Origin of the sequence: Vibrio jasicida CAIM 1864 = LMG 25398, from assembly GCF_000400365.1 — a bacterium.
In the GTDB taxonomy this organism is placed as follows: domain Bacteria; phylum Pseudomonadota; class Gammaproteobacteria; order Enterobacterales; family Vibrionaceae; genus Vibrio; species Vibrio jasicida.
Genome location: NZ_BAOG01000036.1, coordinates 118,279 through 130,832 on the forward strand (window position 1 = coordinate 118,279; position 12,554 = coordinate 130,832).

Genomic DNA, 12,554 nt, shown 5'->3' on the forward strand with positions numbered 1-12,554 from the left:
ACGTTAACCTTAGCGCCCCAAGAACTCTGGTATTCACAATGAACTACGCAATTGAATTTCACGACGCAAATTACCCTTTTCTCAATGTTGCTGCGCGTAAGAAAGCGCTAAAACACACGCTACTGTTAGTAGTCGAGGGTTTGGCGATCATTAAATTGGGTAAACATGAGTATGCCATTGAACCGGGTCAGTATTTCTGGATTCCTCAGGGATGTTTGAGCTCCCTCACCTTTTTGCCTAACACGCGAGTAACTCGCTGTGACTTTTCTGTGCGCTTAACTGACGCATTTGCTCAACAAGCAGGTTACGTGAAGCCATCTGCTCTATTGTCAGCGTTGATTGAAAAGTTAGTGACAACAAAAACACGTAGCGAACACCAAATGGATTTACTGGCAGTTGTTAGACATGAAGTTCTGACACTAAAGCCGATGTTGACCAGCTCTCCACTGACAGACTCGATTAATAAGTGGAAACCGGGGTGTGATTCTTCGATTTCAATAGAGCTTTGTCTTGTCTTAACCTTAAGAGAAGCGCGTAAGATGAAGTTGTCAGGCAAAAAACAAGCGGACATCGTCGCGAAATTGTTCAACAACAACGACGAAGAATACGAACAGTTGTGTTTTTTAGTGTTTGGGGAAGCACTATAAAAACTAACGAGGCAAGAATGAAAAAAGGACGTACTCAGTACGTCCTTTTTGTTTTGAATTCGGTTAAAACGGCACTTCTATCTGCATCATCCAATCGGCGTCGTAGTATTCGTGCCAGCGGTAATCAAAACGCATTCTTGGTTCATCACCGCTCTTATCACCAAAACCAACGCTGAACATCAAGCCATGGCTTTTTAGCCACTCTTCTGTGCTCATTTTCGCCTCTTCATCCCTTAGTTCTTCTGGCATCCAAAGCCCAAGACCAAAGTAGTTACTTTCTAGATTCTGAGTAAGAATTGGCGTGTCTTCCGATTTGATTGCCCACTGATCCCAATAGCTCTCTGTAGGTCCCTCAATCGACTTTTCAGCAATGTACCAGTTGATCGTGTCCATACTTAACACACCAACGCTATCAAAAATATCTTCACAGATAGGCATGGTGTTATCAGCAAACACGACGGAACGATCAGATAAATAGTTACAAGCAGAGCTAGCCTGTGTTGCCACAAGCAGCGCGCATGCACTAAGTACCACAACTCTGACCATGAAAATCTGACCTCTTCGTTTTCAGATTACGATTGTTTGTATAAGCCTTCGCTTAGTAATAGTTCATTGACCGTTGGTGTCGTGAATGCACTGATGTCTTCACCCTCTAACAGTGCATTACGAATGTCCGTGCTTCTGATTTTGACTTTTTCAGGACACGCCATCACAGTCCAACGTTCGGTTATTTCTTCTGCTCTGTAAAATTTAGCAAATTTGAAAAAATTATCAGGACCTATGACAAAAGTTATATCGGCTTGCGTGTGGATTTCTTGAATTTTTTCTAATAACGCAAAAGTCGTCACACTTTGTCCAGGCTGGTACAAAGCTTGCTCAAGGTCAGAGCGTTGAACATTAGAAAGCCCCATGTCCTTAATGAAGGCATCAACCAGTTTGCACCGAATTGGGTAATCCAACATATTTTTGCCCCAAGCGTGTGCAATGCTTGGCTCAAGTAGCACGAGATCAAAGTGGCTCAGTGACTCGATCACGCTCTTGTGACCTAAGCTTGGCGGGTTAAATGCGCTGCCAAAAACGGCGATTTTTTTCATATCCGGTGATTACCTGGTTGAAGAGAGTTTTCTAATCCGATGATTTCGGTATGATACTACTAATCTTTAGAGCTTTTTGACACTAAAGCGACGTTTATGAACATCAACTGCATGGTTTCTCACCATTTGTGAACTATAAACGCCTGCCGCAGTATGAATTTATTCAAACTCATTTGGTGTCGTACATATTTGCAGGAAAAGGAACCCTAAATGGAACAATCCATCCGCGATGAAATGCGAGTACTCCCTTCTATCGATCCGCATTTCGAAATTGAACGCCGTGTCGCTTTTATCAAGCGTAAATTGCAAGAAGCAGGCTGTAAGTCTCTTGTTCTTGGCATCAGCGGTGGCGTTGACTCAACGACATGTGGTCGTTTGGCTCAACTGGCTGTGGACCAACTGAACGAAGAAGCTGGCGACAATAGCTACCAGTTTATCGCCGTTCGTTTACCTTACGGTGAGCAAAAGGATGAAGACGAAGCACAACTTGCTCTTGCCTTTATCCAACCAACTCATTCTGTATCTGTAAACATAAAAGCGGGCGTAGATGGTCTTCACTCTGCATCTCATGTTGCATTGGAAGGTACTGGCCTTCTGCCAACTGACGCTGCAAAAGTCGACTTTGTAAAAGGTAACGTAAAAGCACGTGCCCGCATGGCTGCTCAATATGAAATCGCAGGTTACGTAGGCGGCCTAGTTTTAGGCACTGACCACTCGGCTGAGAACATTACCGGTTTTTACACTAAGTTTGGTGATGGCGCTTGTGATATGGCACCACTATTCGGCTTGAGCAAACGTCAAGTACGCGAAGTCGCGGCAACGCTGAGTGCACCGGAACAACTAGTAAAGAAAGTACCGACTGCAGATTTAGAAGAACTTGATCCTCAAAAAGCAGATGAAGACGCACTGAATCTCTCTTACGAACAGATTGACGACTTCTTAGAAGGCAAACCTGTTTCGGAACAAGTGAGTGACCGTCTGGTGTCAATTTACAAGGCCACGCAGCACAAACGTCAGCCGATCCCAACGATCTACGACTAAATTGCAATTTTATTTCTGAGCGACTCGTTTCTGAAACCGCTCTGAGATAGATAAAAACGCCGCTACGTTAGCGGCGTTTTTTTACTGGTTGCGATCCGTCTTTATGGCAATTAGTCTGTGATTGTCACGTCCGTCTGCGGAATAGCGCAACATGCGAGCACTTTACCCATCGCACGCTCCTCAGCACTTATCGCAGGGACATCCGGATGATCGACCTGCCCTGATTCCATTTGAACCTTACAAGCACCACACAAGCCCGCTCGACAGCTGTTGCTAATGCTTTTGCCTGCATTTTCAACTTGTTCAAGCAATGTCTGCTGGTTGTTTCCCATCAACTTAAAGCCGTTGAATTCAATCTCAACACTTTTCTCTGGCTTGGCTGTGATAGCCGCAACGCCGAATGCTTCTTGATGATAGTTATCTTCCGGTAGCCCTTTCTTGAATAGGAGGTTTTTCGCCTTTTGCATAAAACCATCAGGACCACAAACAAACACCTGTCGCTTCTCAACGTCTTTGATCTGCTTGATATGAGACAGGCTAATGCGTCCTTTCAGGCCAAACCAATCCACTGCTGGCTGAGTTAAGCAAATCTTCACATCCAACCCCGGATGCTGACGTTTTAGTTCATCGAGCTCCTCTTTGCATGGAATATCAATCTCACTGCTGCACTGATGGTAGAACACCACATCATCGAGTTGGTTGTGATCAGCCAAGTAACGAACCATCGACAGCATAGGTGTTACGCCGCTACCAGCAGACAACAAGAGTAGAGGTTGAACTGAATGCTCTTTTAGGTGGAATTGGCCATCTGGCGTTTCCGCTTCCAGCACATCTCCAACTTGCAGATTATCAAGCAGTGAATTAGACACACGCCCACCAGAAACGCGCTTAACCGAAATCGCGTAGCGACCCGGGCGAGATGGGCTAGATGACAAGGTGTAGCGACGCCCTACTTTCTTACCTTCTATATCCACTTCAATAGGTAAATGCTGACCCGGTAAGTACGTTGGTAACTGACCTTTGCTTGGCTCAAGCCATAAGGTGACGAAGTCGCGCGCAATCTCTTCTCGTTCGACACAAGTTAGCGTCATTCGATTAGGAGAATTGTCTGGATAAAACTCTGGCTCTTTGTATTCCAGTACTTCAACTTTGTCACCAGAACGAATAATGCCTTCATTCAGAGCAACAAGGTTTTGACCAAAGAACACTCCACCACGCTCGTTCGCACGGAACTCTTGCAGTGTTTTAAGTGGTTCTTTGCTTTCTCGGAATGTACCGCGCTGAGTGTTAACGGTGGTTAAAATGCAACGCTCACAAGGTTTTACTGATTCAAATTCCACTTCGCCAATACGAATACGCTTCCATGAGTCTTCTTCAAATGGCTTGGTATCAGATACCACTAGGTTGGTTCGGAATTGATCCATTGAGTGCTGTTCAGAGCTTCTGCGATTTAACTCTTCCAGTGACGCTTCACTGATAACAAGCACCGGATAACCATCGGCAAAGCTAACGTTGTGCCCCAACTTCTCTCTTACACGATTGGATTGCTCACCAGTAAAAAGTAACTCAACGCGAAGGCCTAACACTTTGCTAAACCAATCATCCGCTTCGTCAGTGGTGGTATATGCCGTAAAACTGTCTTTCCAAACCGTTGCGGGCGCTTCCTGCATTTTGAAATCTTGATAACGGATCTTTAGTGGCTCTTCGCCAAGACTGGTAAACACCACTCCGTCTGGCAGCAGCGCGGACTTGATGGTCACCATTTGAGGGAATTTTCGAGCGGTCACCATTGAGCCATCTGACGTCGCAATCATAAATCGACGATCAAAACTCAATCCTTGTTTTTCTACCCAAGCGGAAGATAAGGCAACACCTCCGACGGATTTGACTGGAAAAACATTAATTTGGGACAAAACTGATTGCGACATAGCCTTCTTCCTACAGGTACTTTCTCATTATTGGACTATCATATCCTCATAAGAGTAATGACCCAAGTGCCTATAAAAACTCAATTTTTATAAGGTATCTTCCCAAGGCGGTTGGCGCTGTCCCTCTTTAGCGTTCTTTTTTGTCTCACTTTATGAACAGAGTTCCATAAATTTGCACAGTATTGACGAAATAAGGATTGCCAAAACGTGACATCGCACACATAATTCGCCAACTTTTTGACACTATACATAACCTATCCGGAGCATAGACCATGGATACTAATAAACTGATTCTAATTCTACTTTGTATCTTCCTTCCACCAGTGGCGGTTTACATGGAAAAAGGTCTAGAGAAAGACTTCTTCATCAACCTGATCCTAACGTTCTTCTTCTTCCTACCAGGCACAATTCACGCGCTTTGGTTGACGATGAAGTAACCAACTGAGCTCCTGCCGAAAAGAAATGTGAAAAATGGGATGAAATGAAAGTGCAATTCCACTATCATCCTGTCGCCTAAGCGCAAGCGTTTGCTCTTGAGGTAAATGCAGCGTTTAGGCTCCAAACATAACTTTTAAATGGTGGGAGCAATTAATGACAACACTGACTATTACTCGTCCTGACGATTGGCACGTTCATTTACGCGATGGTGAAGTTCTAAAAGATACCGTTCGCGATATTAGCCGTTATAACGGCCGCGCACTGATCATGCCAAACACCGTCCCACCAGTGACTAATACTGAAATGGCGCTAGCCTACCGTGATCGCATCCTTGCTGAACAACACGGTGAGCAATTCGAACCTCTTATGGCGCTGTACCTAACAGACAACACCACGCCAGACGAAATCCGCAAAGCGAAAGCGACAGGCAAAATCGTTGCAGCAAAGCTTTACCCAGCAGGCGCAACTACCAACTCTGATTCTGGCGTAACCAACGCAAAGAACATCTACCACGTTTTTGAAGCGATGGAAGAAGTTGGCATGCTGCTTTTGGTTCATGGTGAAGTCACTCACAACCACGTTGATATTTTTGACCGTGAGAAGGAATTCCTAGACACGGTTCTTGCTCCTATCGTCAACGACTTCCCTAACCTAAAAATCGTTCTTGAGCACATCACGACTGCGGATGCGGCTAATTTCGTCAACAACGCTTCTGATAACGTTGCAGCAACTATCACCGCTCACCACCTGCTGTTCAACCGTAACCACATGCTAGTCGGCGGCATTAAGCCACACTTCTACTGCCTACCAATTCTTAAGCGTAATACCCACCAACAAGCGCTTATCGAAGCAGCAACAAGCGGCAGCAAGAAATTCTTCCTAGGTACGGATTCAGCGCCACACGCAAAAGGCGCAAAAGAGTCGGCTTGTGGTTGTGCTGGGTCTTACACTGCACACGCAGCGCTAGAGCTTTACGCTGAAGTGTTTGAGAACGAAGGCAAGCTAGAAAACCTAGAAGCATTCGCAAGCTTGAATGGCCCTGATTTTTACGGCATAGCTCGTAACACAGATACCGTCACGCTAGAAAAAGCAGCGTGGGATGTACCAGAAACGATGCCATTTGGCAGCGACATCGTTGTGCCAATCCGTGCAAATGAAAAAATTGAGTGGGAAGTGAAGTAATCACCCTCAAGAAATGAAAAAGGGTCATGCCACCATATTCGATATGGAAAGGCATGACCCTTTTCTTTTGGCTTTAATACAGCCTCAACAAACTGAACTCGCGCTTATTTACCGCGAACCTTTTCAACCACAGTCCAAGCAGCAACCACAATCAAGCCAGCAATGACACCAATCACGCCGTTAAGCAGTGTCGGTACGATCGCAGTAGCAATGGTGTGACCACGGAAATCCATAATGATAGGTTCAATCAGGTGATGAATCGCAGGGACGTTATGAACAACAATACCGCCGCCAACCAAGAACATTGCTGCAGTACCAACAATCGCAAGCATCTTCATCAATTTCGGTGCGAACGCCACTAACGCACCACCAAGTTTGGCTTTCAGACCTTCGCCATTGGATTTACGCTCTAGATAGAAGCCCAAATCATCGAGCTTAACAATGCCAGCCACTAAACCGTAGACACCAATGGTCATCAAGATCGCAATCAGGCTTACTACCAAAATCTGCGTCACGATACTTGTTCCTGTGACGGTGCCTAAAGCAATCACGATGATCTCAGCAGACAAAATAAAGTCAGTACGGATCGCGCCCGCCACTTTTCTCTTTTCGTACTCTTCCACGGATTCACCCGTATCAGAGGACTCTTCCGCGTTATCTTCATGCTGATGAGCGTGAGGGAATAGTTTCTCTAAGATCTTCTCTGCGCCTTCAAAACAGAGAAACAAACCACCAATCAAGAGTAATGGCATGATCAACCAAGGAATAAACGCACTAATGAGCAACGCCGTAGGCACCAGTATCAACTTGTTTTTAAATGAACCTTTCGCGACCGCCCATACCACTGGAATTTCTCGTTCGGCAGCAACACCCGATACTTGTTGCGCATTTAGCGCCAAATCGTCGCCCAATACACCAGCGGTCTTTTTCGCCGCTACCTTTGACATCAATGCGACATCATCCAATACAGCTGCAATGTCATCCAACAGTGTCAGTAAACTTGCTCCAGCCATTTATTTATCTCTTTTATGGAATTGAATAAGTAACAAAATGTAACATCATTAAATCACTCAGCAAAGTTATGATTCTGCAAAGAATAAGGTCACAAATTGTGTTTTGTGTTGATGTGGCTTTGAGACAGGACTAGTCTTGTCTTACCTTTCAAGCACACAAAAGAAAAGTATAGATGAAAAGCGGATACACTTACCCAATCGGTACCCCAGGTCAGCCATGGGGCGAAGCAGAACGCAAAGCTTGGTGTGAGCAACGTGACGTAAAACGTAGCTACCAAGAAGAAGTCGTGACCAAAATTGACGCCCTTCGCAAGCGTTTTGATGTTGAGCAATATGGCGCACTTTCTTACGACGAGGCACGTTTCCCTCTATTTTGTATCAAGACTCATAACTGGGACACAACAAAGCCTGTTGTTTTGGTCACTGGCGGCGTACACGGCTACGAAACAAGTGGTGTGCACGGCGCACTGAAGTTTGTTGATACGCAAGCAGAACGCTACGCAGAACACTTCAACATTGTCGTTGCGCCATGTGTTAGCCCTTGGGGTTACGAAGTGATTAACCGCTGGAACCCAAATGCGATCGATCCAAACCGCTCTTTCTATGCAGATAGCCCTGCGGAAGAATCAGCAAACTTGATGAAGCTGGTTGCGACCTTGGGTGATGTTCTAATGCACATCGACCTGCACGAAACCACCGATTCTGATGAAACTGAATTCCGCCCTGCACTTGCGGCGCGTGATGGCCTTGAATACATCGAAGGCATGATCCCAGACGGTTTCTACACGGTCGGTGATACAGAAAACCCGCAACCTGAGTTCCAAAAAGCGGTCATCAAGTCAGTAGCGAAAGTAACGCACATTGCACCTGCTGACGATAAAGGCGAAATCATTGGCTCGCCAGTGGTGCAGTTTGGTGTGATTAATTACCCAATGGTGAAACTGGGTCTGTGTGGCGGCGTGACCAACTGCACTTACGGCACCACTACAGAAGTTTACCCAGACAGCCCGAAAGTAACTGATGAAGAGTGTAACGACGCTCAAGTTGCAGCAGTTGTAGGCGGTTTAAACTACGTGCTCGCTCAGCTATAACAAGCGGTTCTTATATTGCTCCGGTGTAATGCCGGAGTATTTCTTGAACATGGCAATAAATGGACTGGCTTGGTTATAGCCTAACGTCAACGCCACCTCTTTCACGGTTTGTCCTTTTCTTAATAGCTCCATTGAGTGCAGATAACGAACTCGCAATCGCCATTCAGTAAAACTCATCCCTAACTCACTTTGGCAATGACGAGCTAACGTTCGTTCAGTGGTATGCACCTTTTCCGCCCACTCCCCCAAACTAATTTCATCCGTTGGCGCTTCTTCAACGGCTTTAAGAATGGGTTCCAGATATTTGTTATCTGTGGTTGGCAAGAAGTGATGCTCAACCTCTTGCTTCGCTAACTGATCAAGCAGTACCTGTACGATGCGTTTGTCTTCTTCACTCTTTGCCACGTTAATGTCGCGCTGACGAAAGTCTTCCACAATTGCAGACACTATTGGCGTTACCTTGATCAGACTGGTTTTAGACGGGAAGTGCTGCGTTAGCTCTGGTGCGATATTTAAAGAGCAGTATTCCAATGGCTTACGGTTATAGCTGGTATGACGAATTCCAGCCGGCACCCAAATAGCCAGATGTGGTGGTGCTAAAAAGCGTGTGTCTTCTGCATCCATTTCTAGAATACCGCCACTTATCAACTGCACTTGTCCCCAAGGGTGACTATGAATCCGAGTCTCAGTATTCGACAGAAAGGCTTCAAAATTCATAAACACATCTGATGGTGCCTGCTCAATTGATAATGAAGGATGAAGATTCCTCGTGGTCTTTTTCAAAATTGTCTTCCTATCGCTTACGATGTCTTTCCAGAGATACTTTTCATTATAAAGACCTGTCAGACTAGCGCCATTAATTATTCTGCGATGAGGTTCTCATGGTTTATTTGCTTCCGTTTTTTACTGTCATGATTTGGGGTGGGAATTCCATCGTAAATAAAATGGCAGCAAGTGCCATCGAACCGAGTGCAATGAGTTTCTATCGATGGTTTGTCGCTATGGTGCTTCTAACACCATTTTGCTTACCTGCCGTAATCCGCCAACGTCATGTCATTCGCCCTTACCTGCCAAAACTCGCTTGCCTTGCGCTGCTTGGTATGGTGCTAAACCAATCGTTGGGTTACTACGCAGGTTTGACGACGACAGCATCAAATATGGCGCTAATCACATCTTTGGTGCCACTTATAAGCGTATTTTTGAGCGTACCTTTACTTGGTAAATCTATCTCGATGTTGAGCGTCGCAGGTGGTGTCATTTCTCTAGCTGGCTTAGCGTTTATGCTCGGACATGGTGATATTACCTACTTCCTACATCAAGATATGACACAAGGTGACAGCTTGATGCTTCTTGCTGCCCTTTGTTACGCGATTTACTGCGTGTTACTTAAGCGTTGGAAAATGCCATTCAACAGTATGACTCTGGTTTACATGCAGGGCTTTTTCACGCTGATAATGCTTACCCCACTTTGGCTTAGCAGCGACCAGTTACTTCCAAGCAAAAGCGCACTACCTCTCATTGCTTACGCGGGTATTGCGGCGTCTATCTTTGCCCCATTGATGTGGGTGAAAGCCATCGATTTGATTGGCGCGGATTCTAGTGCCATGTTCATGAACCTGATGCCTGTGGTCTCGGTAGCTTTGGCTTCGACTATGCTCGGCGAAGAAGTCCATGTGTACCATATCATTGGTGGCATGCTGGTTATCTCTGGCGTTATCTTGTCGCAGGTTAAGATTCGAAAGAAGGTGCAATCGCCAAGCCCAGATTTACCGCCTGCGACATCGTAATTCAATCCCTCAAGCCACGGTATCTTCCGTGGCTTTTTTGTGCTCCGCACCTTTTACTGCTCAGGCTGACAGAAAAGTTAATATTTTGTTGCGTCTCCTATTCCAGAATTAATTCCTTGCTGATACATTGAGTCTAATAACAACGACAACAATAAAGGAATGACAGATGAGCAGTGGTCAAAGAGATATTACCCTTCGTTTTCTTGCTGAACCCGGAGACGTAAACTTCGGTGGTAAAGTGCACGGTGGCGCCGTAATGAAATGGATCGACTTGGCCGCTTACGCGTGCAGCGCGGCTTGGAGTGGCAAGTACTGCATCACAGCGTATGCGGGTGGTATTCGATTTGTCGCGCCGATTCATGTCGGTAACTTAGTCGAAGTCAGTGCCAAAGTTATCTACACAGGACGCAGTTCAATGCACATTGCTATCGATGTACAAGCATGCGATCCCAAAGAGTTAAAAAACCGCCTTACGACACATTGTATCGTTATCATGGTTGCAGTTGATGAAGACGGAAAACCAACCGATGTACCAAAGTGGATTCCTGAGTCGGATGAAGACAAAGCACTAGAACAATCAGCCATTCGCTTGATGAACATGCGTAAGCAAATTGGCGAAGAGATGGAAGCGCACGTTAAGTATCTCAAATAACTCACGTCGCTCAACAAAAGTAAGCGTTTGCCCCCTTGCTGTGTGAAGCAATGTCATGGTTGTGTCATTCGCTTCACACAAGCGTCAAATTGTCATAAATCTTTCACTTTGATTTGCTTAAATCCAAGCACAATTTTGCTATTGGATAGAGTTTGGATCTTGAGATTGAAAGAGACCACATTAAGCGAAGACACACTCACTAATTTGAAAGCCGTTGAATACCAGTGGGTAAGAACGATGTATGTCGAAGGATATAACGAAACAGAGATTAATCATTACATTCAAGCTTGCTTTGGTGGTGATTCTACTTTTGCTGATTTATTTCGTCGCGTTGCGCTGCAACAAGAGAGCTTATATACCTTGCTTCAGTACGTAGGTTGCGCTCCTTCAAGCCGAGAGTTTTAATCTCTCCCAACTCCCTGATCGCCCTTTCGAAAATACCCACAGATTATTTATGTGAAGTGATACGCATGGCATTCCGGCTCAACTGTGTAATCCATTGCAAAGCCGCTAATCTCTACCTGCATTAAGAAAATAAACCTCGTGAACGACGGGCATAAAAAAACCTGAGTCAAGACTCAGGTTATGGTTACAAGAAACTGTTAGTGATTAAAGCGTAAGGAACTAAGCTAACAGCCAGCTATGCGTAACGCCAATTAAAGCGAGATATTACTGATCGGCGGCCAAACCAAAAGTGTAATATCGATTGCTAAATATAAGGGCGACCTAATGGTCGCCCTTTTCTAGTTATTCTTTTGTATCTTAGTGACCAACCAAGATTAACCTTTCACACCACCAGCCGTTAGACCACCAACAAGCCAGCGTTGCGCCAGTAAGAATACCGCTGTGATTGGTACAGCTGAAAGCACTGCTGCTGCTGCAAAGTCGCCCCATAAGTAGTTCTGAGGGTACAAGTACTGCTGCATACCAACCGCAAGAGTGTACGAGTTTACATCAGATAGCAGTAGTGATGCTACCGGAACTTCGCCTATCACCATGATAAATGACAAGATAAACACTACCGCAAGAATTGGCACTGACAGTGGAAGTAGTACCAGACGGAATGCCTGCCAAGGCGTTGCACCATCGAGCGCGGCTGCTTCTTCTAATGAAGAATCGATGCTTTCAAAGTAGCCTTTGATTGTCCATACGTGAAGAGCGATACCGCCTAAGTAAGCGAAGATCAAACCACCATGCGTGTTCAAGCCTAGGAACGGGATGTACTGACCTAGTTTGTCAAACAATGCGTATAGTGCAACCAATGCCAATACTGCTGGGAACATTTGGAAGATCATCATCGCTTTCAGGATAGTGTTCTTACCTTTGAACTTCATACGAGCAAACGCGTACGCTGAAGTGGTCGACAGAGCCACAATCAAGATAGCTGAAATACCACCAACTTTTACTGAGTTCCACAGCCAAGTCATGACTGGGAATGGAGGCGGTGTAACCGACCCATCTGCGTTTGTAACTGATATGCCTAGCGCTAATTTCCAGTGGTCTAGCGTCGGGTTGTCTGGGATAAGGCTACCCGTTGCAAAGTTACCTTCACGGAATGAGATCGCGATGATCATCAGTAGAGGGAAGATAATCAGCGCTAAGAACGCCCACATTGCGATATGCGTAGCCCAAACACGATATTTTAATGACTTACCTTGTACCATTGCCATTGTTCTGTCTC

General features: G+C 45.4%; 14 protein-coding genes. 8 read left to right on the plus strand and 6 right to left on the minus strand.

Translation table 11 applies throughout. The features are described from left to right. Positions 1–38: 38 nt before the first annotated feature. On the plus strand, positions 39–647 hold the full coding sequence (locus VJL_RS10570) for a cupin domain-containing protein (protein ID WP_038877761.1): 609 nt from the start codon (positions 39–41) through the stop codon (positions 645–647). A gap of 63 nt (positions 648–710) precedes the next feature. On the opposite strand, the gene VJL_RS10575 is transcribed toward VJL_RS10570, so the two are convergent. Together VJL_RS10575 and VJL_RS10580 are read right to left on the minus strand one after the other, a co-directional pair. Then, a complete protein-coding gene (locus VJL_RS10575) occupies positions 711–1,193 on the minus strand; it encodes a hypothetical protein (RefSeq protein WP_005441137.1) in 483 nt (160 codons plus the stop codon). 26 nt (positions 1,194–1,219) lie between these two features. Next, positions 1,220–1,741, minus strand: coding sequence for a nicotinate-nicotinamide nucleotide adenylyltransferase (locus tag VJL_RS10580; RefSeq protein ID WP_038877764.1), 522 nt, complete (start codon positions 1,739–1,741; stop codon positions 1,220–1,222). Positions 1,742–1,951: 210 nt separating this feature from the next. Between VJL_RS10580 and nadE the strand changes: the two genes are divergently transcribed. Further along, a complete protein-coding gene (gene nadE / locus VJL_RS10585) occupies positions 1,952–2,782 on the plus strand; it encodes an NAD(+) synthase (RefSeq protein WP_038867235.1) in 831 nt (276 codons plus the stop codon). A gap of 110 nt (positions 2,783–2,892) precedes the next feature. On the opposite strand, the gene VJL_RS10590 is transcribed toward nadE, so the two are convergent. Next, entirely contained in the window at positions 2,893–4,710 is a 1,818-nt protein-coding gene (locus tag VJL_RS10590) for a hybrid-cluster NAD(P)-dependent oxidoreductase (protein WP_038877766.1), read from the minus strand. A gap of 272 nt (positions 4,711–4,982) precedes the next feature. Between VJL_RS10590 and VJL_RS27850 the strand changes: the two genes are divergently transcribed. Then, positions 4,983–5,147, plus strand: coding sequence for a YqaE/Pmp3 family membrane protein (locus tag VJL_RS27850; protein ID WP_005453437.1), 165 nt, complete (start codon positions 4,983–4,985; stop codon positions 5,145–5,147). Between the two features lie 154 nt (positions 5,148–5,301). Then, a complete protein-coding gene (gene pyrC, locus VJL_RS10600) occupies positions 5,302–6,330 on the plus strand; it encodes a dihydroorotase (RefSeq protein ID WP_038877768.1) in 1,029 nt (342 codons plus the stop codon). A 104-nt stretch (positions 6,331–6,434) separates the two neighbouring features. Here the strand turns inward: pyrC and VJL_RS10605 are convergent, their stop codons facing one another. Further along, entirely contained in the window at positions 6,435–7,343 is a 909-nt protein-coding gene (locus tag VJL_RS10605) for a DUF808 domain-containing protein (RefSeq protein WP_038877770.1), read from the minus strand. 173 nt (positions 7,344–7,516) lie between these two features. On the opposite strand from VJL_RS10605, the gene VJL_RS10610 reads away from it, so the two are divergent. Continuing rightward, positions 7,517–8,434, plus strand: a complete 918-nt coding sequence (locus VJL_RS10610; protein WP_038877772.1) for a M14 family metallopeptidase — start codon at positions 7,517–7,519, stop codon at positions 8,432–8,434. On the opposite strand, the gene VJL_RS10615 is transcribed toward VJL_RS10610, so the two are convergent. Continuing rightward, a complete protein-coding gene (locus VJL_RS10615) occupies positions 8,429–9,217 on the minus strand; it encodes an AraC family transcriptional regulator (protein ID WP_005441149.1) in 789 nt (262 codons plus the stop codon). The two genes, VJL_RS10610 and VJL_RS10615, sit on opposite strands and share 6 nt — an antisense overlap. 98 nt (positions 9,218–9,315) lie before the next feature. On the opposite strand from VJL_RS10615, the gene VJL_RS10620 reads away from it, so the two are divergent. The 3 genes from VJL_RS10620 (at position 9,316) to VJL_RS10630 (ending at position 11,278) form a co-directional block, all read left to right on the plus strand. Continuing rightward, the gene (locus VJL_RS10620) at positions 9,316–10,221 is read left to right on the plus strand and encodes a DMT family transporter (RefSeq protein ID WP_038877775.1); all 906 of its coding nucleotides are present in this window, start codon (positions 9,316–9,318) and stop codon (positions 10,219–10,221) included. A 166-nt stretch (positions 10,222–10,387) separates the two neighbouring features. Then, entirely contained in the window at positions 10,388–10,873 is a 486-nt protein-coding gene (locus VJL_RS10625; protein ID WP_038867221.1) for an acyl-CoA thioesterase, read from the plus strand. A gap of 159 nt (positions 10,874–11,032) precedes the next feature. Next, positions 11,033–11,278 carry a hypothetical protein gene (locus tag VJL_RS10630; protein WP_038877777.1) on the plus strand — a complete coding sequence of 82 codons (246 nt, stop codon included), beginning with the start codon at positions 11,033–11,035 and terminating at the stop codon, positions 11,276–11,278. Between the two features lie 374 nt (positions 11,279–11,652). Here the strand turns inward: VJL_RS10630 and malG are convergent, their stop codons facing one another. Then, positions 11,653–12,543, minus strand: coding sequence for a maltose ABC transporter permease MalG (gene malG / locus VJL_RS10635; protein ID WP_020194055.1), 891 nt, complete (start codon positions 12,541–12,543; stop codon positions 11,653–11,655). Positions 12,544–12,554 lie beyond the last annotated feature (11 nt).

What these genes read in the sequence shown, in the direction of transcription:
- VJL_RS10570 (WP_038877761.1), top strand. Translation starts at nt 39, where the DNA reads ATGAACTACGCAATTGAATTTCACGACGCAAATTACCCTTTTCTCAAT.
- VJL_RS10575 (WP_005441137.1), bottom strand. Translation starts at nt 1,193, where the DNA reads ATGGTCAGAGTTGTGGTACTTAGTGCATGCGCGCTGCTTGTGGCAACA.
- VJL_RS10580 (WP_038877764.1), bottom strand. Translation starts at nt 1,741, where the DNA reads ATGAAAAAAATCGCCGTTTTTGGCAGCGCATTTAACCCGCCAAGCTTA.
- nadE (WP_038867235.1), top strand. Translation starts at nt 1,952, where the DNA reads ATGGAACAATCCATCCGCGATGAAATGCGAGTACTCCCTTCTATCGAT.
- VJL_RS10590 (WP_038877766.1), bottom strand. Translation starts at nt 4,710, where the DNA reads ATGTCGCAATCAGTTTTGTCCCAAATTAATGTTTTTCCAGTCAAATCC.
- VJL_RS27850 (WP_005453437.1), top strand. Translation starts at nt 4,983, where the DNA reads ATGGATACTAATAAACTGATTCTAATTCTACTTTGTATCTTCCTTCCA.
- pyrC (WP_038877768.1), top strand. Translation starts at nt 5,302, where the DNA reads ATGACAACACTGACTATTACTCGTCCTGACGATTGGCACGTTCATTTA.
- VJL_RS10605 (WP_038877770.1), bottom strand. Translation starts at nt 7,343, where the DNA reads ATGGCTGGAGCAAGTTTACTGACACTGTTGGATGACATTGCAGCTGTA.
- VJL_RS10610 (WP_038877772.1), top strand. Translation starts at nt 7,517, where the DNA reads ATGAAAAGCGGATACACTTACCCAATCGGTACCCCAGGTCAGCCATGG.
- VJL_RS10620 (WP_038877775.1), top strand. Translation starts at nt 9,316, where the DNA reads ATGGTTTATTTGCTTCCGTTTTTTACTGTCATGATTTGGGGTGGGAAT.
- VJL_RS10625 (WP_038867221.1), top strand. Translation starts at nt 10,388, where the DNA reads ATGAGCAGTGGTCAAAGAGATATTACCCTTCGTTTTCTTGCTGAACCC.
- malG (WP_020194055.1), bottom strand. Translation starts at nt 12,543, where the DNA reads ATGGCAATGGTACAAGGTAAGTCATTAAAATATCGTGTTTGGGCTACG.